This window comes from Chloracidobacterium sp. (genome assembly GCA_016720705.1).
Lineage (GTDB): Bacteria > Acidobacteriota > Blastocatellia > Pyrinomonadales > Pyrinomonadaceae > OLB17.
In genome coordinates this window covers 195,393-215,955 of record JADKKB010000005.1, presented here as the reverse complement: position 1 = coordinate 215,955, position 20,563 = coordinate 195,393, and the positions used below count along the sequence as shown (strand labels likewise).

The 20,563-nt window shown below is 52.7% G+C and carries 15 protein-coding genes; 6 read left to right on the top strand and 9 right to left on the bottom strand.

All coding sequences use genetic code 11. The features are described 5' to 3' along the window. Positions 1-69: 69 nt before the first annotated feature. The 3 genes from glmS to IPQ00_04170 are packed head-to-tail and all read right to left on the bottom strand — an operon-like array spanning position 70 to position 4,397. A complete protein-coding gene (glmS, locus tag IPQ00_04180) occupies positions 70-1,932 on the bottom strand; it encodes a glutamine--fructose-6-phosphate transaminase (isomerizing) (GenBank protein MBL0239756.1) in 1,863 nt (620 codons plus the stop codon). An 8-nt stretch (positions 1,933-1,940) separates the two neighbouring features. Further along, a complete protein-coding gene (gene glmU, locus IPQ00_04175) occupies positions 1,941-3,332 on the bottom strand; it encodes a bifunctional UDP-N-acetylglucosamine diphosphorylase/glucosamine-1-phosphate N-acetyltransferase GlmU (protein MBL0239755.1) in 1,392 nt (463 codons plus the stop codon). 30 nt (positions 3,333-3,362) lie between these two features. Further along, on the bottom strand, positions 3,363-4,397 hold the full coding sequence (locus tag IPQ00_04170) for a YvcK family protein (GenBank protein MBL0239754.1): 1,035 nt from the start codon (positions 4,395-4,397) through the stop codon (positions 3,363-3,365). A gap of 325 nt (positions 4,398-4,722) precedes the next feature. Here IPQ00_04170 and IPQ00_04165 point away from each other — a divergent pair, with 325 nt between their 5' ends. After that, positions 4,723-5,205: a roadblock/LC7 domain-containing protein gene (locus IPQ00_04165; GenBank protein ID MBL0239753.1), complete on the top strand. Its 483-nt coding sequence runs from the start codon at positions 4,723-4,725 to the stop codon at positions 5,203-5,205. Positions 5,206-5,277: 72 nt separating this feature from the next. Further along, entirely contained in the window at positions 5,278-5,862 is a 585-nt protein-coding gene (locus tag IPQ00_04160) for a GTPase domain-containing protein (protein ID MBL0239752.1), read from the top strand. A 114-nt stretch (positions 5,863-5,976) separates the two neighbouring features. On the opposite strand, the gene IPQ00_04155 is transcribed toward IPQ00_04160, so the two are convergent. The 6 genes from IPQ00_04155 to IPQ00_04130 form a co-directional block, all read right to left on the bottom strand. Next, entirely contained in the window at positions 5,977-9,261 is a 3,285-nt protein-coding gene (locus IPQ00_04155) for a thrombospondin type 3 repeat-containing protein (GenBank protein ID MBL0239751.1), read from the bottom strand. A 150-nt stretch (positions 9,262-9,411) separates the two neighbouring features. Continuing rightward, positions 9,412-10,257 (bottom strand): nuclear transport factor 2 family protein, encoded by an 846-nt coding sequence (locus IPQ00_04150; protein ID MBL0239750.1) that lies wholly within the window; start codon positions 10,255-10,257, stop codon positions 9,412-9,414. Positions 10,258-10,259: 2 nt separating this feature from the next. After that, a complete protein-coding gene (locus IPQ00_04145) occupies positions 10,260-10,460 on the bottom strand; it encodes a hypothetical protein (GenBank protein MBL0239749.1) in 201 nt (66 codons plus the stop codon). 268 nt (positions 10,461-10,728) lie between these two features. Beyond that, a complete protein-coding gene (locus IPQ00_04140) occupies positions 10,729-10,968 on the bottom strand; it encodes a hypothetical protein (protein MBL0239748.1) in 240 nt (79 codons plus the stop codon). Between the two features lie 71 nt (positions 10,969-11,039). Further along, positions 11,040-12,131 carry a VCBS repeat-containing protein gene (locus tag IPQ00_04135; protein MBL0239747.1) on the bottom strand — a complete coding sequence of 364 codons (1,092 nt, stop codon included), beginning with the start codon at positions 12,129-12,131 and terminating at the stop codon, positions 11,040-11,042. 10 nt (positions 12,132-12,141) lie between these two features. Further along, positions 12,142-14,112 (bottom strand): tail fiber domain-containing protein, encoded by a 1,971-nt coding sequence (locus tag IPQ00_04130; GenBank protein MBL0239746.1) that lies wholly within the window; start codon positions 14,110-14,112, stop codon positions 12,142-12,144. Positions 14,113-14,413: 301 nt separating this feature from the next. On the opposite strand from IPQ00_04130, the gene IPQ00_04125 reads away from it, so the two are divergent. From IPQ00_04125 to IPQ00_04110, 4 genes are all read left to right on the top strand, one after another. Then, entirely contained in the window at positions 14,414-16,588 is a 2,175-nt protein-coding gene (locus IPQ00_04125) for a PD40 domain-containing protein (GenBank protein MBL0239745.1), read from the top strand. Between the two features lie 49 nt (positions 16,589-16,637). Next, entirely contained in the window at positions 16,638-18,557 is a 1,920-nt protein-coding gene (locus tag IPQ00_04120; protein MBL0239744.1) for a winged helix-turn-helix domain-containing protein, read from the top strand. A gap of 186 nt (positions 18,558-18,743) precedes the next feature. Further along, positions 18,744-19,505 (top strand): DedA family protein, encoded by a 762-nt coding sequence (locus IPQ00_04115; GenBank protein MBL0239743.1) that lies wholly within the window; start codon positions 18,744-18,746, stop codon positions 19,503-19,505. Positions 19,506-19,529: 24 nt separating this feature from the next. Beyond that, positions 19,530-20,558, top strand: a complete 1,029-nt coding sequence (locus IPQ00_04110; protein MBL0239742.1) for a GHMP kinase — start codon at positions 19,530-19,532, stop codon at positions 20,556-20,558. The last annotated feature ends 5 nt before the right edge of the window (positions 20,559-20,563 follow it).

The following is a 20,563-nucleotide window of genomic DNA, read 5'->3' as shown; positions in this document are numbered from 1 at the left end:
GTAAGTACCACGCATCTCAACCTAACGTTGCGTGTTCGACAAACTGAAGTTTGTCGAACATTTACGGCATTATTCCACCGTCACCGATTTCGCCAGATTTCGCGGTTGATCGACGTCGCAGCCTCGGCGGACGGCGATGTGGTACGAGAGCAATTGCAGCGGCACGATCGAGAGGATCGGGCCAAGCAGATCGCTGGTTTCGGGTATCTCAATTACGTGGCTTGAGACTTTCGAGCTCATCGTGTCGCCCTCGGTCAGGACGGAGATGATAATGCCGTCGCGTGATTTAACCTCGACGATGTTCGAGTGAGTTTTCTCGTATCTCAGTTCGCTTCCCGCATTGCCGGTCTCTTTTGTATTAACGACAACGACTGGTAGTTTCTCATCGATCAGGGCATTTGGCCCGTGCTTCATCTCGCCAGCCGGGTAGCCTTCGGCGTGGATGTAGCTGATCTCTTTGAGTTTCAACGCCCCTTCGAGAGCGACCGGGAAATTGATCCCGCGGCCGAGATACAGGAAATCCTGCACGCGGAAAAACTCCTTAGAAAGCTCCTCGATCAAGTCCGCATCGTTCAATAACTGCTCGATCTTAAGCGGAAGCTCGGCGAGATCCTGAGCGAGCTTTTTGGCGCGCGGTTCGTCGATCTTACCCCGCACTTCGCCTAAATACAGGGCGAAAAGATATACGGCGATCATCTGAGCCGTGAACGCCTTGGTCGATGCGACACCGATCTCCGGCCCGGCGTGGGTCAGGATCGTTCCATCGGCCTCACGGGTGATCATTGATCCGTGGACGTTGCAGATCGCCAAGACCTTACAACCCGAGAGCTTAGCCTCGCGCATTGCCGCGATCGTATCGGCGGTCTCTCCTGATTGTGAGATGACTATCAGCAGGTCGGTTTCGGACAAAACCGGATCGCGATAGCGAAACTCGGAGGCGTAATCGACATCGACGGGAATGCGTGCAAGGCTCTCGAGCATATATTTGCCCGCAAGGCCCGCGTGCCACGACGTGCCGCACGCAGCGATCTTGATCGACGTCAGATTACGAAATTCATCCTCGGAAATATCCATCGGCTCGAGATACACCTTGCCGGTGTCGAGCGAGACGCGTCCCTGCACGGTGTCGCGGACGGCACGCGGCTGCTCGTATATCTCCTTGAGCATAAAGTGCTTGAAGCCGCCCTTTTCCGCCATTATCGGATCCCACGTGATCCTTTGCTGCTCGGGCTCGATGACATTGCCGTCAAAATCCGTTACGCGAACCGAATCCTTGGTAAGTATTGCGATCTCGCGGTCCCCAAGAAAAAACACGTCGCGGGTATGTGCCAATATCGGCGGTATGTCGGACGCGACAAAATACTCGCCGTCGCCCATTCCGATGACGACGGGCGGGCCTTCGCGAACGGCAATTATCGTGTCGGGCTCATCGACAGAAATGATCGCGAGGGCAAAGATGCCCTTAAGTTCGGCGACTGTCTTGCGAACCGCAGGTTCAAGTGCGAGGCCTTCGGTATCGACGTAATGTCCGATCAGATGTGCAACGACCTCGGTATCGGTTTCGGTATAAAATTTATGGCCGTCCGCCTGCAGACGCTCTTTGAGCGTCAGATAATTCTCGATAATGCCGTTGTGAACGACGACGACCTTGCCGGATTGGTCGCGATGCGGATGAGCGTTTTCCTCCGTGGGGCGCCCGTGGGTCGCCCAGCGTGTGTGCCCGATGCCGTAATTGCCGTCAAGCGGATTGAGCCGGATGGATTCTTCCAGATTTCGCAGTTTGCCCTCGGCCCGCCGCAAACTGAGATGATGGTCATCATCAACCACGGCAATGCCCGCCGAGTCATAACCGCGATACTCGAGCTTCCTTAGGCCGTCTATAATAAGCGGCACAACCTGTTTATTTCCAACGTATCCGACTATTCCGCACATAAGTTTCGTTAACCGTCACTTTTCGCATTTCTGATCGCCCGGGCCGGTGCCCCGACCACCAATGTGTTCGCCGCGACATCCTTGGTCACCACACTTCCCGCTCCGGTCATCGCTTCGTCACCGACACTTACCGGGGCGACCAGCATCGTGTCCGAACCGATCCTAACACCGTCGCCGATGTGGGTTTCGTGTTTGTTCTTGCCATCGTAGTTGCAGGTGATCGTGCCGGCACCGATGTTTGTTTTTTCGCCGATGGTGGCATCACCGAGATAGGTAAGGTGGCTGGCCTTGGAGCCTCGGCCTAGCGTGGTTTTCTTGAGCTCGACAAAGTTTCCGACCTTTGAGCCGTCCATCATTACCGCGTGGCCGCGGAGGTGTGCCATCGGGCCGACGGTACAGCCTTTGCCTACACTCGAATCGGTTATAAACGTATTGTCCTTGACCTCTACGCCGTCGCCGATCGTCGAATCGACGATCCGCACACCCGGACGGAGCACACAATTCGCACCGATCACGGTTTCGCCTTCGATCGTTACGTTTGGATAGATCACAGTGTCACGGCCGACATTGGCGTCCGCGCTGACATACACTGCTTTGGGGTCGATAAATGTCACGCCGCTCTCCAGCATCAGACGCTCGACGGTTCGCCGGCGGAGCGTCTTTTCCATCGCAGCGAGTTGGCGTCGGTCATTCACGCCTTCGATCTCGGAAGGATCATCGTGGAGATAGATCGCGATATCTTCGCCGGCGGCGCACAGGATCTGCGGTACGTCGGTCAGGTAATATTCGCCCTGCGCGTTCGTATTGCCGACCTTTGAGAGTGCGGCAAACAATTTTCGCGTGTCAAAGCAATAAATGCCGGAGTTGATCTCGTTGACCGCAAGCTCCTCGGTACCGGCGTCCTTTTGCTCAACGATGCGGTCAAAAGTACCAAGTTCATCCCGGATCACACGCCCGTAACCGGTCGGGTCCGGCAGTTTAACCGACAGAACGGTACAGGCGGCTCGGCGTCCGTGATGATCATTGTGCAGACGGACGAGTGCCTCGAGAGTGGTCTGTGTGATCATCGGTACATCGCCCGAGAGCACCAAGAGTGTCGAGTCAGTGTCGGCAAGCAGTTCGCGTGCCGAATTTACAGCGTCGCCGGTACCGAGCATTTGTGTTTGCCACGCAAACCCGGCGATGGAATCGTCAAGTTCGTCTAGAACGGCCGACTTTACATCATCGCCCTGATGGCCGACGACGGTGTATATCTTTTGCGGGCCGAGTGTAAGGGCAGTTCGGTAGACGTGGTTGATCAGCGGCCGGCCGTCCAGCCGATGCAAGACCTTTGCGAGATCAGACTTCATTCGCGTCCCGAGGCCGGCGGCAAGAATGAGGATGTTGAGTTCAGTGTTCACTTTGGAAAGATTTTCGATTCAAGGTGCGTCTTAGCCGCCAACCGCCGCTACGCGAGGCTGCAGTGCACACAACAAAACTACCTGAGCCAATCGCTCGGAATCGTGGCGAACCATCTCGCCTTCGTCCAACAGATTACCATAAACGATCTCGGCTCCCTCAATAGTTTTCGGCGAGATCGAACCGTGCACGCCGATCTGTTCGGCTCCCTCGCTGGCGTATTTTTCTAATTGACTTTCGCTGATCGGATGATCGTTAACGATCACATAGTCAAAATCGATCTGCGGCGCGTATTGCCTGACAAGTTCCAGGTGGAGTCGCGACGAGAGTCCGTCAGTTTCGCCCGGTTGCGTCATCAGATTACAAATAAATATCTTTACTGCACGGGATGCCGCGATGGCCTCGCTTACGCCCTTGACCAGGATCGGCGGGATGAGGCTCGTAAATAGTGATCCGGGGCCGACGGTTATGACGTCAGCCGATGCGATGGCCGTTAGGGCTTCGGGCAGAGGTTGGCAGTCCTCAGGTTCGAGGAAAAGCCGCTTGATCATCGGCCCGACGTGTCCGATCTTGGTCTCACCGCGAACGGTCTTACCGTCCTTGAGTTCGGCCGCGAGCCGCACATCTGCTACGGTGGCCGGATAGATCTGGCCCTTGCTGGCAAGTATCTCAGACGAGAGTTTGACCGCCTCTGCAAAATCGCCCGTCACCTCGGTCAGAGCCGCCAGAAACAGATTGCCGAAATTATGTCCGCCGAGGTCGCCGTCACCGCTAAATCGATGCTGGAATAACTTCGAAAGCGTCAGCGAATCTTCGCTAAGGGCCACCATACAGTTGCGTATGTCACCCGGCGGCAACATTTGCAGTTCGTCGCGAATTCGTCCCGAGCTGCCGCCGTCGTCCGACACTGCGACGATCGCCGAAAGGTCGTCGATCCAGATCGGCTCGTCCGCTCCCGCATCGACGAACCGTTTAAGTCCGGAGAGTAGCGTCGAAAGGCCGTTGCCGCCGCCTATGGCGACAAACTTTAGTCCTGATGTATTGTCGGAAAATAAATGATGCTTCATTCTTGACGGGAAACTCTCCCGGGTCCGGAAGGCACGATCGATCGAGATAACAGCTTGTTTTACAAGGAAGTCGGCGAGCCTGCCGACTCTGCCAATATTATCATTTTTTTCTACACCGTATCAATCTTTCTTATGGCGAAGGTCATTTTGACCGCATCCGAATGCCACAGGTCGAATGTCGTTGGCTAAAAAACTCTTGTCGCACGGCGTGTCGGTGTGCTAAATTTAATGGTATGGAGCGATTCAGTTCGTCCATCCGCATTGTCAATTACAATTCACTGGATCTAATATAACCCTCGGTCGCGCTCTCGGGCAGACAAACCAGATGGCAGAAACGCCCTTCATAATACAAGAACATCAATTCCATAGGATCAAGATAATCCTGGCAAGACTCTGTGTCGAGTGTGCGGCCAGGGTCGTGTTTCTAGTTGACCGCGATGGTCAGCCGATCGCCTTTCACGGGGACATCGGCGATATGGATACTACCAGTTTTTCGAGCCTGGCTGCCGGCAATGTAGCGGCAACCAGCAGTATGGCCAAGCTAATCGGCGAAGACACTTTTCCGGCGGTCGTCCACGAGGGCGAACACGAGAGTATTTACATTAGTGTGATCGGACGCAGCCTGCTTGTGATAGTATTTGACGAGCGCTCGACGGTCGGGCTTGTCAAGATCCGCAGCAAGCGTGCGAGTTTTGAGGTCGCCGCTCTATTGGATGAAGCGACACGCGACTCGGCCAACTATCGTCTCAACCAAAACTCTTTTTTCTCGGAGATCACCGACGAGGATATTGACAGCTTGTTTAGCTAGTAGTCAGTAGCCCATAGTCAGAAGTCAGAAAAGCAGATGAACGCCGACAACTGACCACTGACCATCGAATTTATGACCTTTATTAACTACGCATCACGTGAGATCAATTGCAAGATCGTCTATTACGGGCCGGGACTTTGCGGCAAGACGACCAATTTGCAATACATCTACGATTCGACGGCGCCGCAGGCAAAAGGAAAACTCATCAGCCTGGCCACCGAGACGGACCGCACGCTGTTCTTTGATTTTATGCCGCTCGAACTGGGTACGGTTCGCGGATTTAAGACGCGTTTTCATTTATACACGGTCCCCGGTCAGGTCTACTATGATGCGTCGCGAAAGTTGATCCTCAAGGGCGTTGACGGCGTCGTATTTGTCGCCGACAGCCAGGATGAGCGTATGGATGCGAATATCGAATCGCTCTATAATCTCGAAGAAAACCTCGGATCACAGGGCTACGACCTTAAAAATATTCCGTATGTTCTGCAATTGAATAAGCGCGACCTGCCCAACGTAACGCCGATCGAAGAGCTTTCGCAGGAACTTGCCCGCAAGGGTGAACCGGTATTTGAGGCGGTCGCCACCAACGGCACCGGCGTCTTTGACACACTCAAGGCCGTCGCCAAACAAGTGCTGACAGAGCTTCGCAAAGGTTGATCCGTATACCGTTTGACGGTGGCGTTTACCACCTAATTCAAAAGCCGTCTGAAAATATATTCAGACGGCTTTTTTGCATTTGAACGCCCGTCAGGCGGGCTGATCGGGCACCTTTTAACGAGAGAGACCCTGATTCGCGGGCTCGAAATTGAAATCCGTCACGTTATCAGCAACATTTACAACTCTCGAGATGAATTGGAATGTCTTGTGCCGAACACTTATCAGATAAGTGCTGCCGGCCTCGACGTCGTCGAAGCGGTAATAGCCAAATGCATTCGTGATCGCGGTCTTTGTCTCATTCGTTCCCGGATCGACCATTTGCACTGTTGCACGAGAGATCCCGAAGCCATTTGACTGCACTACCCGCCCGCTGACCGAGACACTGGCTGCCGTCGGGGCCAGATTCTCGGCCAATATAAACGGTGAAAGTGAAGAGACCTCACCGCATACCAGACGCGGTTCGCCTCCGTTTGTTACGTGTTCCGTTGTCCTATCTACGAACACGCCATTTTCGCCGTGCATCAGCCGGAGCGATAAGAATTTCGGCTCGCTAAATGATGTGGGAACAGGCAGGCAAACCTTGATCGGCGGCGTATATGTGGCAGTAGTCTCGATCTCAAATGCCGGACACGTTGGACAAAGGGCATAGCCCGTCGGCAGATCGCCCGCGGCAGGAGTGATCGCCGAAAACGTCGTCATTCCCTCGACGGAAACGGTGCCAAACTCTACCGTCGCTTCGCCAAGGGCGATGGAACTGTTCTCACCTTCGGGCGTATTGACGCCGGTCGACGCGTCACAGTAATCGCCGATCTCGTCTCCATCAGCATCGGACTGGGTTGGATTAAAAATTAGTTGGCAGTTATCACCTGCATTATCAGGGATGCCATCATTATCGTCATCAGTGTCGCACGTGTCTCCGATACCGTCCGAATCGTTATCCGCCTGATTCGTGTTTGCCGAGAATGGGCAATTATCAACCGTATCGAGAACGCCGTCGTTGTCGTCGTCCGGGTCGCAGGCGTCGCCGATATTGTCGTGATCGTTATCGGCTTGATTTGGGTTCGAGATCGTCGAGCAGTTGTCACAAGCGTCGCCGAGTCCGTCACCGTCGGTATCGGCCTGACCAGGATTAGCGGCCGAACAGTTGTCACAAACATCCCCGGCACCGTCGCCGTCGGCATCTGCCTGTGGAGCAAATGATGGAGATGAGTCTCCGACGACTCCGCCTGGCAGTTGAGTCACTTCCGAACCTTCTATCTTAACGGTATAGATTCCGGCTAGGCCGCTCTGAGTATTGCGGAACGCGATCCGATCCCCGTCCGGGCTGAACGAGCACTGTGACGCGCTGACACTTGTCCCACTTGTGATCTGTTTTACATCCGACCCGTCGGAATTTATTGTGAAAATATGACTTCCGCCGTTACGTCCGGAGGAAAAACAAATTTTAGCCCCGTCGCGACTATAAGCGGGGGCACCGTCTGAAGTGCCCGTTGTTAGCTGAACTACGTTCGTGCCATCGATATTCATTCTGAAAATATCACGGGGAACGCCATATGTGTGATCGAATAAGATGCTCGTGCCATCCGGGCTGAAGCTAGGGTTATATGCTCGGTTAGAAGAATTCCCATTTGTAAGCTGCACTGGGTTCGTACCGTCCGAATTCATGATGAAGATATTTTCACGGCTGTTGACACGATTTGAGGTGAATACGATTTTTGTGCCGTCGGGACTAAATGCTGGCTGTGTGTTTGTACCCGGGCCATTAGTCAGGCGAATCACATTCGACCCATTAGCATTCATCGTGTAGATATCATTGTTATAGGAGTAAACGATCCTTGTACCACTTCGATCAAATTTTGGGTCGGCCTCGCCAGCGGCGGTGGTGGTAAGCCGGATCACACCCGAGCCATCGGCATTCATCGTATAGATCTCTGGATTTCCAGTTCCATCGCGTTTAGATGAATACGCTATCCGATACTGGTTCGCCGTCAGCGGGCAATTATCAGCGGTGTCGAGCGCTCCGTCGTTATCATCGTCCGGGTCGCAGGTGTCGCCCATTCCGTCATTATCGTTATCGGCTTGATCTGGATTAGAGCGTAGCGGACAATTGTCCACATTATCGAGAACGCCGTCGTTGTCGTCGTCAGGATCACAAGCATCTCCTAAACCGTCCCCGTCATTATCGGCTTGGTCTGCGTTCGCAACTGCCCGACAGTTATCACACTCCTCGCCTATTCCGTCCTGATCGGAGTCTATGAACACAAAACTGGGGCCATAATCAGGGTCATCATCGGGTTGACCGCTGATGTTTGTTACGTTTGTACCATCGGCGTTCATCGAAAATATCTGATATTCTGTTTGCCGATCCGAGCCGAAAACAATTTTACTTCCGTCAAAATTAAAGCCTGCCGCACCATCCGATGCCGGATCATTAGTTAGATTCACCGGATTCGAGCCGTCAGCGGCTATCACATAAACTTCACCCGCGTCGCTTACATCTTTTGTGAAAACGATCTTACTTCCGTCAGGGCTAAAAGATTGGCCATAGATAGAACTTGAATGGCTATAAAGCTGTGTGCGGTTTGAACCATCGGGACTGATCGTTTCAAGGTAAGACGTGTCGTTATTAAAATTGTTCGAACGATAGACGAGCTTGCTTCCATCGCTGTTGAACTTAGGCTCGAAGATGTCGTAGCCTTGCGCGAATGTCAGTCGTGTTACATTTGAGCCGTCCGCGTTCATTGAAAACAATTCGGTAGCAGAAAATTCACCTAAAAGATCATAAACTGCCTGCGTAAAGAAGATCTTCGACCCGTCGGGGCTAAATACCGGATCGAAGTTGAATTTCGGATCCGGAGTAAGGTTTGTTAAACCGCTACCATCAGTATTAACCGAGTAAATATCATTTCTTTCACTACTTGAATCACTTATAAATAATATTTTGCTTCCGTCAGGGCTGAAGTTTAGCGCACGGTTTTGAATATTTACCGTATTTCTGTTGGTCAATAGAAGCAGATCTGAACCGTCGCTGTTCATCACATAAAGATCCTTGAAAGAATGTTCGACATCTCCCTCGATCCAATCGAGAAATGCTATTTTGTTCCCGGCCGGACTAACTCGCGGGTTGACCGCATTAAATTCAGAAGGAAGCAGACTGGTTTTGCCGGTTCCGTCAGGGTTGATCAAAACAACATCAACGTCACCACCAATACCACTTCTAGCCTCAATGAACATTATCTTTTGGCAAGATGCCGGAACGCCGTCAAGACAAATTCGTTTAGGTTGGATCAACGTAGCCGCTTCTGTGATTGCAAAAGCCGTCGGTGATATTAACCACGCACATACCGATATGAACATAAGTGCCGCGAACGTTGAAATAATTGTAAATTTCCTTTTCATACTACTTCCCCTAATTTGTCTTTCTTCTGAACCCGAATTTCTCTTAAATGCATGTGCTGCAAGCTATTCATTTAGCTAAAGTGCCCAAAACTCAACGGATCTGCCTATAGAAATTTGGGCGGCGAAGTTTTAGGTCGCCACCCCGCAGGTTTATTTGTTCTTGATCGTCGTGGTTTGGTCAGCAGCGATCTGCCATTGGCCGTTTCGGGAGACCCAGGTGGTCGTAAAGCGTCCGGTTTCCTCAAATGGCTTACCGTTGTTCGATCCCTTGGCAGTGTAGGTGCCGGTTTCGATAGCGGCATTGTTGCCCAGAAGCCGGATCTTTCGATCGGTCACCGCTGCCGAATCGATCGTTAGCCCAGCTCGCATCATATGGTTGATGTCGGACACTTTGTCGCGAGTCGAGCCGTCCTCGTCCGTGACGGAATATTTGTCATCGAGCAGACGTTCGAGCATTTTGCGGTCTTTGCTCTTAATTGCCGCGGTGTAGCTATCGCTGGCCTTAATAAGGTCGGCTTCCATTATTTTCTTGTCGTGGTTTCCCTCGCTAAAATGCTCACTGATGACCATCCACTTGCCATTCTGCTTTTCCAGCAAGATCGTATAGCGGCCTTTATCGAGGTGCGGCGTTGCCGTCGGATCATCTCTTGGAATCATCGATGTTGAATACGACCCGGCAACCGCGGCATTAACACCTGACAAATGGATCCAATCATTCACGGTCGTATAAGAGATCAGCTTCCATTCCGGGTTTGGGTCTGACCAGTCTTTTTTTAACCCTTCTAAGGCCACTGCGCGGTCATATTTCGTTCCTGACTCGGTTGAGACCAGATAATTTTTTGCCCAGATACGTTCCGGAACGCTTATATCTTTTGTGAGGTACGCTGCGTCATAGTCGGCCAGGAATTTTAAAACCTCTTTCTCGTCCTTCGACTGGGCAAAGGCGGCAAATGCCAGAATCGCGACCGCAATAGCGGTAAGTAGTATCTTTTTCACTTTTATTTCTCCTCGTTGTCTATATGTTTTAGATCTGTGGTGAGCAGTTTTGTATCAGGGCTTTCAATGACCGTCCGAACTCCCACCTCGATCGCTCGATGGCACAGATCGCAATAAACGGGCTCGCCGCTCTTATGCCTGACTGTCGTTACCATTACGCGTTCAAGCGTAATGCGAGTGGTCTTGTGATCGTTGGTATCCATTAAAAAACCTTTGTTCGCTTCACCGTTACGTCTGATCTGTTCCGGCCGTCGTCAAACTGCTACGACCCCGGGTTTGGTTCAGCGTACGAACATCAGTTTGCCCAAGCCGAATGCCTAAAGTCCTTAAAATATGTGCTAAACGTTATTAAAAAATCCTAAATTGCATACGAACGCCGTTCTTAAGCCAATGTGGCAGCGATCTACCATTGGCTGTGAGCAATACTGTTAGGGTCACGCAATTTTTTATTTCTCTGATCTATTGCCTTTCCTAAAAATTTTCGGGTGCTTTCAGCCGCAGGATCTGTGGATCGGCTACTTCGTCATTTGTCAGGATCCGTGCTTCCGCGTCTATGGCAACTTGGTTCGATCCCGGTTGCAAAGTCCCTTGTTCGATCTGGCTTCTGCATATGTCGCAATAGATCCCCGTATCGCCGCCGCGTCGCCGGATCGTTGTGACGCTGATGCGTTCCAAAATTATTCGAGATTTACCGTCATTGTGTTTATGCATAACTGAGTTAAATTACCGGGCTATATTCATTGTTTGACGTTGGGTTAACTGGCAATGCGTTGCTCCGATCTCTATCTGACAAACGCGTTCGGCAGAGGCGTGTCGCCGGCCTGGCCGAATTGTTGGATCAGGACGCCTGCGGTCGAGCGGTTGATGTACCAGTTAAGGGTTGAGGGGCGATAGACTCCGGCGTCGGTCTTGCCGTCGCCGTCGTAGTCGCCGGGAACGGGAATATCGCCAACGGTACCGAACGGGAACGCATAGAACGTCAGGTCTTCGCTCCTAAGCACGAACCACTGTCCGGTCGAAGGCCGCCAGTACGCCACATCCGTCTTGCCGTCACCGGTGAAGTCTCCGGGCACGGCCTTGTCGGTCGGTTGGCCGAATTGGGTGGCAAAGGAACCGCCCGTGCTCTTGAGTATCCACCACTCGGCACCGCTTACGCCGGTCGGCCGCCAGACGGCGATGTCGGCCTTGGCGTCACCGTCGTAATCGGCCGGAACGGGCAGATCGGTCGGGATGCCAAAGGCCTGGATCGTAGTGCCGCCAGTCGAGCGGCTAATATACCAAGTCGTCGACGATGCCCTAAAGACCGCCGCGTCCGCCTTGCCGTCGCCGTCATAATCCGCCGGTGCCGGAATGTCGCCATTCGCCCCGAACGGAAACGCGTAGAACGTGAAATCCTCACTTCTCAGCACAAACCAAAACCCGGTCGAAGGCCGCCAGTACGCCACATCCGTCTTGCCGTCACCGGTAAAGTCCACCGGCACGATCTTGTCCGTCCCGGCCCCGAACTGCGTCGCAAAATTGCCGCCGTTCGAGCTGTTCAACACCCACCACTCACCCGGCCCCGGCCTGAAGATCGAAATGTCGGTTTTGGAATCGCCGTCAAAATCGAACGGTGAACGCACAATGGCTGCGTTATTTCCACCGCCGCCCCAGAATCCGCTCGTCAGGTTAAATGACCCGCCAGTCGATGTCGTCCCGGCGACCGCCTCGCCCATCGTGCCGTCGAGCGTGAAAGTCCCGCCCGCAGTTCGCCCCCCGCCTCCGCCTATCACCGACTTGGTGATCGTAAAACTGCCGCCCGACTGGCCGATAATGGCGAGCGTAGAGAGCGACATAATGACACTGAGTTGAACAAACAATTTAATGAACTTCATTTTGACCCCTCTATTTGGACGGATGACAAACCAGGGCCGTCGGCGACATCGAACAAACGTATGCCTTTAGGAGTTCGATCTCCCTTTGTTGCCTCTCGATCATTGTTCGTTGAGCCGTTATCTCAGTTTTTTGTGAGTTGATCTGTTCCTGCTGTTCTTTGACGGCGTTTACTAGAACAACACCAATGCGGTCATATTTGACGCCTTCAACCTCGCCCTTTGCGTTATATGTCACAAGTAATGGTTCGATCGCCGCGACGTCCTCGGCACCGAGGCCGAGATCGTGCATGCCGCCGTCTTTCCAGTCGAAGGTGATCGGGCTTAGACGCCTGACGAGATCCAGGCCGAAGCCGAATCGGATGATGTTCGTTTTATAACGTAGCGAAGATGAGCAGGTCGACAATTGATTTGAGGCATTTCGGCAAACCGCCGTGCTCCCCGCCGATCCCAGCGAAGTGACCGTTATCGGGCTCTGAAACAATGCCGTATTACCGCTTGCAAAGATCAGATTGCCGTTCATCGCGGTCGCTCCGGTGATGTTCAGACTTCCGGGAATGCGAACAGTATCTTCGCCGCCCGGGCGCCCGAGATATACCGAATTGCTGAGGCTTGCGTACGATTCGGATCCTATCGCGGTCGCAAAACTGAGGGCGTTGGAGGCTACATCTGAGTAGTTGCCGACGAGGGTGTTATTGCTGCCTGTCTTATTGGTGGTACCTGCATACGTGCCGATGAACGAATTGCCACTTCCGGTTGTATTCGAGTCCCCGGCATTCGTGCCGACAAAAGTGTTGCCGCCGCCACTCGTGCTCGAGCCACCGGCCAAAACACCGAAATACGAGTTATTTCCGCCCGTTGAGTTCGCGTAACCCGCATTCGAGCCGACAAACGTGTTGCTCAGGCCCGCGGTATTGGCTTGACCGGCATAAGCACCGAAGAAGGAGTTCCCAAAGCCCGCCGTATTTGAGGCACCGGCATTTCCGCCGAAGAACGAGTTGTTGCCGGCGGTTGTGTTCAACTGCCCCGCATAGATTCCCACGAACGAGTTGTTGGTGCCCGTCGTGTTTAAGTTTCCGGCATTCGTGCCGAAAAATGAGTTACCGCCGCCGGTCGTGTTTGCTCCCCCCGCCAACGTACCAAAGAACGAGTTGCCGCCGCCTGTCGTATTTGAGGCTCCGGCACTTCTGCCGAAGAAGGAGTTGTCGAGGCCGGTCGTGTTCGCTTGGCCTGCACTTGCTCCAACGAAGGAATTGTTGATACCACCCGAGTTCACGGTACCTGCCCCGACGCCGGCAAAAATATTACCGCTTCCGGGGTTGCTCAATACGCGGATGCCGCCAATGTTGTAATGCGAGGTCGCATTGACTACGTTTCCGCTGAGTATTCCACCGACGATGCCATTCCCCGATATATTAAGATTTGTAGCGGCCTGTTGACTGGTCGTGTTCTGAACATAATTCGCACTTCCGGCGGTCGGGGTTCGGGGATCGGTCATTCGGGGATCGGTCGTGACAACATATTGATTTGCCGCAACGCCGCCGAGTTGGAGGGCGTTATTTGCTGTTGCGGCACTGTTTGCGTTATTCGCAGTTTCAGCCAATAGGCTCTTGACGGCGTAAGGCGAACTACCGATACGCTGACGCGGGTCGAGTACGGTATATCCCGTACCGCCGGCATTGCGTACACGTATTTCCAAAAATCGGTCTGCACCATTGAAAGGATTGGCAAAATCGAGTTTTACAGAAAAGATCCCGTTCGCGACAACGACGTTCGCACGAGTCAGTAGCGAGCCGATCTGGGTCCCCGCGCTGACGTCGTCAAAGATACGGAACTCGAAATCAAAGTTGCCGTTAGCTACATTCGCTCCGTCTTTGAGCGTCCCTTGATAGTTAAATTCCGTCGTTTGAGCGGAGATCGCCGCACTTGTAAAAAACAGAAAAAGCATCGTGCTGACCAATTGACGATATGTTTTGCTATCCATAATTGATGTCTTCTGAAAAGTCTTAATGATTGTTCCGTGCGAGTTTTCGGATATGAGTTTCGTGCGACTATGTGTATCAACGAAACGTCATCGGCCGTACCGATATATTCAACTCTGTTGCCTGCCCTTTTCTATATCCCGTTTCCACCGGTCCCAATAAATTCGTTGTCGCCCGTTTCCGCCCTGTGGTAAAATCGGCAATAGTTCCCGGCATTTTCTGAACACAAGCAGTTTTGCCCCATTGATCGCTAAAAGTCCTTAAAATGCGGGTTAAAAATTCCTAAAAATTCCTAAAGCGCGTATGAACGGTGATCTCTCAAGACAATTTCGATTCGGTGAATTCGAATTGGATCAGGCGCGCCGCTCACTGAAACGCAACGGCATCGACCTCTCCCTCAATCCGAAGGCGTTCGATCTATTGGTGGAATTATTGCTTGCCTCGGGGAGCATCGTGACCAAAGACGAATTGCTTGAGCGCGTCTGGCCTGACCAATTTGTCGAGGAGAATAATCTTTCAGTACAAATATCAGCGTTGCGAAAGCTGCTCGGCGATGGTAATGGCGGCGGCAAGTATATTGCGACCATTTCGGGGAAAGGATATGCGTTCGTCGCTCCGCTCGAAAATGCTGACGAAGAGTTCATCATTGAACATCGAACTATCGAACGGATCTTGATCGAACGCGATGATCTCGACAATCATTCGGAGCAACTGGCTCTTACCGGCAAAAGCAGCAATTTTCGCCCGATGGTCGTCGCTGTCATTTTGTTGTGTGTAGTCGCAACGATCTTTGGGGTTATATTTTGGAGGCAAGTTTCTGCCAGGAGCGGTTTCGCTCCGGCGGCATTCACCGAGCGGAAATTAACTACGTCCGGGCGGGTCAATATCGCCATCGTATCTCCGGACGGTAAGATGTTCGCCTATTCTGTTCGCGAGGCAGACACACAACACAGTTCGATAAGGATCGGCCAAACCAATGGATCGAGTGATCTGGAGATCCTCCCGACAAGGGCAGAATTATACGATCCGATTGCCTTTTCTAACGACAGTCAATATTTGTATTACGTGGACTACAAACCTCGCCAATTTGAGAACGCGACTTTTTATAAAATGCCGGCTATCGGCGGCGTACCGCAGAAGCTTTTCGCCGGCATAAACATATATCCCGCACTATCTCCGGACGAAAAAAAGCTCGCTATTGTCAGAACTGACCGTGAGAATAAGACTTCGACATTGGTTGTCGCTCATTTGGACGGGTCCGGCGAATCGATTCTCGTGACCCGACCGATCGACGCCCCAATTCGAGCCCAGACGCTTGCTTGGTCCAAAGACGGTTCAATGATCGCTTTTGGAGCAAAAAAAGAAGGCGAGGGCTTTTCCGAGATCTTCGTTACCGACACTGCAACCGGCAATTTGCAGCAGTTAACCGCAGGCAAGATCCAACGCATATTTCGACTAGGCTGGTTGAGCGACGGATCGGGCCTGATCGGAATAACAAGTCCGGTCGAGCGATCCTGGGGAAAGATCTGGCACATCCGGTATCCGGATGGAGAGCTATCTGAAATTACGCGGGACCATAAGCAATATGTCAGCGTGTTAAGCCTCACTGCGGATGCTCGTTCCCTTTTGTCGGTTGAGGTGAGTTCGGAAAGTAACATCTGGACGTCACCTGCGGACTCCTTGGCCGATATTACCCAAATAACATTTGGCGGTCTCGGAAGACAGGACGGGTGGGGTGGGCTTGCTATTGCTGCCGATGGAAATATCATATTTACTTCCAAGAAAGATCTCCGTGCTTCGCTCTGGACAATAGATAGTGGAGGGCAGAATGCCAAACAACTGACCCCCTGGGATGCTCTCGACGCCAATCCGTCCGTCTCATCAGATGGCAATTACGTGATATTTGATTCAGATCGTTCCGGTAGATCCGAGATCTGGCGCGTTCGCGCGGACGGCAGCGAACTTACGCAAATAACCGCCGACGGTGAGAATAGCGATCCCAGTTTTCTTTCTGACGGCCAAAGTATTCTCTACCGGCACGGCGGTGTTGAGGCATCGTCGCTACGTCGAATCTCGCTGTTCGGAAATAATATGGCGGTGATCTCCGACGCCGGAGGGTCAAGCCCGCGCGTTTCACCAAATGGCGAATTCGTCGCCTGCGGCCGCACAATTGAGGGCAAGGATATACTGGCAGTTCTCTCCACATCGACCGGTGAACAGGTTAGGCAATTTCCATTACCTCAAACATTCAACTTAAATAGTGGAGCAATACGCTGGTCGCCCGATGGCCGCTTTATCTGCTACCGGGATTGGTCAAACGGCATTTGGAAGCAGAATATTGAGGGCGGCGAACCTGAGCGGATAGTGAACCTGCCCGATGAGAAGTTTTACCAATACGTCTGGTCTGCTGACAGCAAGCAGTTTGCCCTGACGCGAGGTCGTGAATTGCGAGATGTGGTTATCTTAGACCGACAGTAGGAGATCGTGGGAACAGTGAGCATCCTCGCCGCATTGGGTTACCCTCGCTATGAATGAGAACCGTATGGAAAAGGTGTTTGTATTCGACGAGTTCTCGCTCGACGCACGGCGACGCGCGTTATATCGCGATGGCAAACAGGTCGCTCTCAATGCTAAATCATTCGATCTGCTATTGCATCTGGTTGAAAATAGCGGCGCCGTGGCCACAAAGGACGAGTTACTCGCAAGCATCTGGCCCGATCAGTTTGTCGAGGAAAATAATCTTTCGGTACAGATATCGGCGCTTCGCAAAGCTCTCGGCGAGTCCAAAGATCAACGCAATTACATCGTGACCGTGCCGGGCAAGGGCTATAAGTTTGTAGCTCCGGTCGAGATCATCAATGCATCGGATGACATCATCATCGAGCAACGCACCATCGAACGCGTCATAGTCGAACAGGTTGATCCACCGCCTCCGCAGCAGTTGCAACTTGCCGGTAAGACGGCTCCGCGATGGCCTTTGATCGCTGCCGCCGCTTTACTGATTGCTCTGATCGGGGGCGGCATTTGGTGGTGGGGCATTCGCAGAGTCCCTGCAAACATCGATTCGATCGCAGTAATGCCTTTCACTTACGAAGGCGGTAATGCCGATTCAGACTTTTTGTCGGACGGTGTGACGGAATCATTGATAAACAGTCTTTCGCGGCTGCCGAATCTGACGGTAAAGGCCCGCTATTCGGTTTTCAGTTACAAGGGCAAGGAGATCGTGCCGGCAAATGTCGCTAGAGAACTTTCAGTCCAAGCCTTGCTACTCGGCCGCATCGTTGAACGCGGCGACCAGATCACGCTGAATCTCGAACTCGTCGATGCGGCCTCCGGCAACCATCTGTGGGGCGAAACGTATATGCGAAATGCGTCCGAGATATCCACCTTGCAGTCTGATATTTCGCGCGATGTCGCTGATAAACTTCGAACCAAGATCGCTGGTAACTCCACACTTGTAAAAGGTCAGACCAATAACGCCGAAGCATTTCAGCTATATCAAAAGGCCCGATTCTTCTGGAACAAGCGCCGTCAGGAGGATCACGAAAAGGCGATCGAACTCTACCAACAGGCCCTTCGACTAGACCCAAACTTCGCTCTTGCATACGCCGGACTGGGCGATGTCTATACCGTTGACAGTTACCGGCCCGAAAATATCGTGGATCGTGACGAGACCGGCCGCCGCTACGCGCTCAAGGCACTTGAGATCGAACCGGAACTCGCCGAACCGTATGCTGTGCTTGCCAAGATCGAATGGAATCGTCGCGATCCGGTCAGCACAGAACGAGATTTCCGGAGGGCGATCGAGATAAACCCGAACTATGCCTCGGCGCGACAATGGCACGGCGAGTTCCTTTCCCAACACGGCCGTCACGACGCCGCCCGCTCCGAGTTGGATCGAGCAATGGAGCTCGACCCGCTGTCATTGGTCATTATGTCCGACTCGGCTTGGACATATTACCAGGCCGGCGATTATTCGTCCTGCATTCGCCAAACCGATAGGACTCTGGAATTTGAGCAAACGTGGAAGGCCGCGATCGGAGCAAAGATCGGCTGTTATGAGGCTCTTGGTGATTTCGAAGCCGCTCTCGACTCTTACGCTCTCCTTATTCCCACGGAAAAGTCTGATGCCGATCGTAAACGCCTCGTCGAGGATATTGACTACGTGCGAAAGCTTACAAGGACTGATGGAGCGAAAGGTTATTGGAGGGCTTACCTCGAAATCGAACGAAGAAAGCCTGCGGAGCAACAGGAGCACTTGTTTCTGGCGACCTGCTTAACCCAACTCGGTGACCTCGAGGGTGCTCTAGTCGAATTAGAAAAGGCTGTCGAGACCGACGAAAGCTCTACCGGTACAATGAAGGTCGAACCTATGTTCGCCCCGCTTCACGACCAACCGCGATTTCAGGCTATGCTGGTCCGTCTCGGCCTAAACACCGAGTTTTAGCTCGGACTAATCTGAAAAACCTCACTTCGCCACTACGGATACGATTATTCCGAATCAATTTCACTACATTTAACCGGCACTACAGCATTCATTCTTGACGGCAAAGCTTTGACTGTTAGACGTACGAAAGTTAATCTTTCTAATGCGGCACGCAACAGGACGGACGGTCTTGTCTGTCTTCTGTCTATGGATCATCCCTTTTTCGAGATAATTGCACAGTACGGCGTTTACGCCGTTTTCCTTTTGTGCACGGTCGAGGGTGACATCACGCTACTGATATCCGGCGTTTTGGCTCATAGCGGTTTTTTCGGTTCCTACAGTTTTATCAAGGTGCTCTTTTTTGGCACACTCGGCGGTATGGTCGGCGACTGCTTCGGCTATATGGTCGGACGCATCTTTCACGAAAATGCCAAACATTACCGCTTTTATCAGGTGGCTCAGCCTCGAGTCGAAAAGCTGATCGAGAAATTTGGCGGATTTGCGATCATTATTTCTAAGTATATATATGGAATCCGAGTCGCAATGTGCGTCTTTTATGGCGTCGGTAAGATGCCGTTTTGGCGATTTCTGGGCCTAAGTGCGATAAGCTGTCTGACATGGGTTACACTGCTTGCCGGCGTGGGTTATTTCTTTAGCGGTGCGATCACCTCGATCATCGGCGACTACAAAAAGATCGGTATCGCCCTTTTCTTTATCGCTTTGGTTCTGGTCATTGTTTTTTACGTGATCGAGCGATACTGGCTTTCGGAAAAGGTCGAGGACGCGAGTGCCGAAACGATCCAGAAGATCGAAGAAAAGCTCCTTGCGGTCGAGGAGGTCGCACAGGAGAAGTTTCACGATCTGAGCGAGAGATTGCACCTTACGCGCGACATGAACCGCGAAGAGTCGGACGAAGGGTTAAAGCAGGACGGCGGGGCGAAAAAAAGGCGCGACGACGACAAAACTTGAACCGCTGCCAGTAAACTATTGAATATGATCATCGAATCTTCAGCTCCGACCAGGGTCGACCTGGCCGGCGGTACCATCGACATTCCGCCCCTTTTTCTGTTTCACGAGGGTGCGGCTACCGTGAATTTTGCCGTCAGCCTGATGGCCAAGTGCCGCATCGAAACGCGTGATGACGACCGGATAATTTTGGAGTCGATCGATCAGCATTCGCGGCTCGAAACGACCGTCGGCGAGATCGACAGCCTCAAAAATGAACCGCGGCTCGAGCTACTTTCAAAGCTAGTTTATTTCTTCAGACCCGAGACCGGATTTCATATGACTACCGAATCCGAAGCCCCCGCCGGTGCGGGTCTCGCGGGTTCATCAACGCTGAATATTGCCTGTATCGGCGCATTGAATAAGCTCGTCGGCGATCGCTATTCCCCCGAACGTTTCATCCCGATCGCTGCCGCGGTCGAGTGCCAGGTCATCAAGGTTCCGACCGGCTATCAGGATTATTATTCGGCACAATACGGCGGCGTAGCGAGCATCCATTTCAGCCCCGCCGGGATAGAGCGTGAGGCTCTGGACGTTGACATTGCCGAGCTCGAAGCCCGCATTGCCGTTTGTTACACCGGCCAACCGCGAAATTCGGGCACCAACAACTGGGAGATCACCAAACGCCATATTGACGGTGACGCCGAGATCTTTGAGATATTCGAAGGCATCCGAGACGCTTCGCGTGATGTGAGGTCGCAGTTGCTCGCGGGCGATTGGGACGCTGTCGGCACCACGCTCGCTAATGCGTTTCCTAATCGCAAACGGCTCTCGCCCAATATCACAACGCCGCAGATGGACCATCTGATCGAAACCGCGTATGCGAACGGCGCGATCGCCGCCAAGGTGTGCGGTGCGGGCGGCGGCGGTTGTATCGCTTTTTACTGCGAACCGGGCCGACGCGGCGATGTCGAACAAGCATTGTTAGCGCAGGACGGTGCCGAAGTCCTCGAATGGTCGGTTCAAACGGGCGGTTTGACCGTCAATGTTTCGGGCAATTCGACGGCTGCGGTCTAGCTGCC

Coding starts and splice junctions, on each gene's coding strand:
- glmS (MBL0239756.1), bottom strand. CDS start 1,932: ATGTGCGGAATAGTCGGATACGTTGGAAATAAACAGGTTGTGCCGCTT.
- IPQ00_04170 (MBL0239754.1), bottom strand. CDS start 4,397: ATGAAGCATCATTTATTTTCCGACAATACATCAGGACTAAAGTTTGTC.
- IPQ00_04165 (MBL0239753.1), top strand. CDS start 4,723: ATGGCAGAAACGCCCTTCATAATACAAGAACATCAATTCCATAGGATC.
- IPQ00_04160 (MBL0239752.1), top strand. CDS start 5,278: ATGACCTTTATTAACTACGCATCACGTGAGATCAATTGCAAGATCGTC.
- IPQ00_04155 (MBL0239751.1), bottom strand. CDS start 9,261: ATGAAAAGGAAATTTACAATTATTTCAACGTTCGCGGCACTTATGTTC.
- IPQ00_04145 (MBL0239749.1), bottom strand. CDS start 10,460: ATGGATACCAACGATCACAAGACCACTCGCATTACGCTTGAACGCGTA.
- IPQ00_04140 (MBL0239748.1), bottom strand. CDS start 10,968: ATGCATAAACACAATGACGGTAAATCTCGAATAATTTTGGAACGCATC.
- IPQ00_04135 (MBL0239747.1), bottom strand. CDS start 12,131: ATGAAGTTCATTAAATTGTTTGTTCAACTCAGTGTCATTATGTCGCTC.
- IPQ00_04130 (MBL0239746.1), bottom strand. CDS start 14,112: ATGGATAGCAAAACATATCGTCAATTGGTCAGCACGATGCTTTTTCTG.
- IPQ00_04125 (MBL0239745.1), top strand. CDS start 14,414: ATGAACGGTGATCTCTCAAGACAATTTCGATTCGGTGAATTCGAATTG.
- IPQ00_04120 (MBL0239744.1), top strand. CDS start 16,638: ATGAATGAGAACCGTATGGAAAAGGTGTTTGTATTCGACGAGTTCTCG.
- IPQ00_04115 (MBL0239743.1), top strand. CDS start 18,744: ATGGATCATCCCTTTTTCGAGATAATTGCACAGTACGGCGTTTACGCC.
- IPQ00_04110 (MBL0239742.1), top strand. CDS start 19,530: ATGATCATCGAATCTTCAGCTCCGACCAGGGTCGACCTGGCCGGCGGT.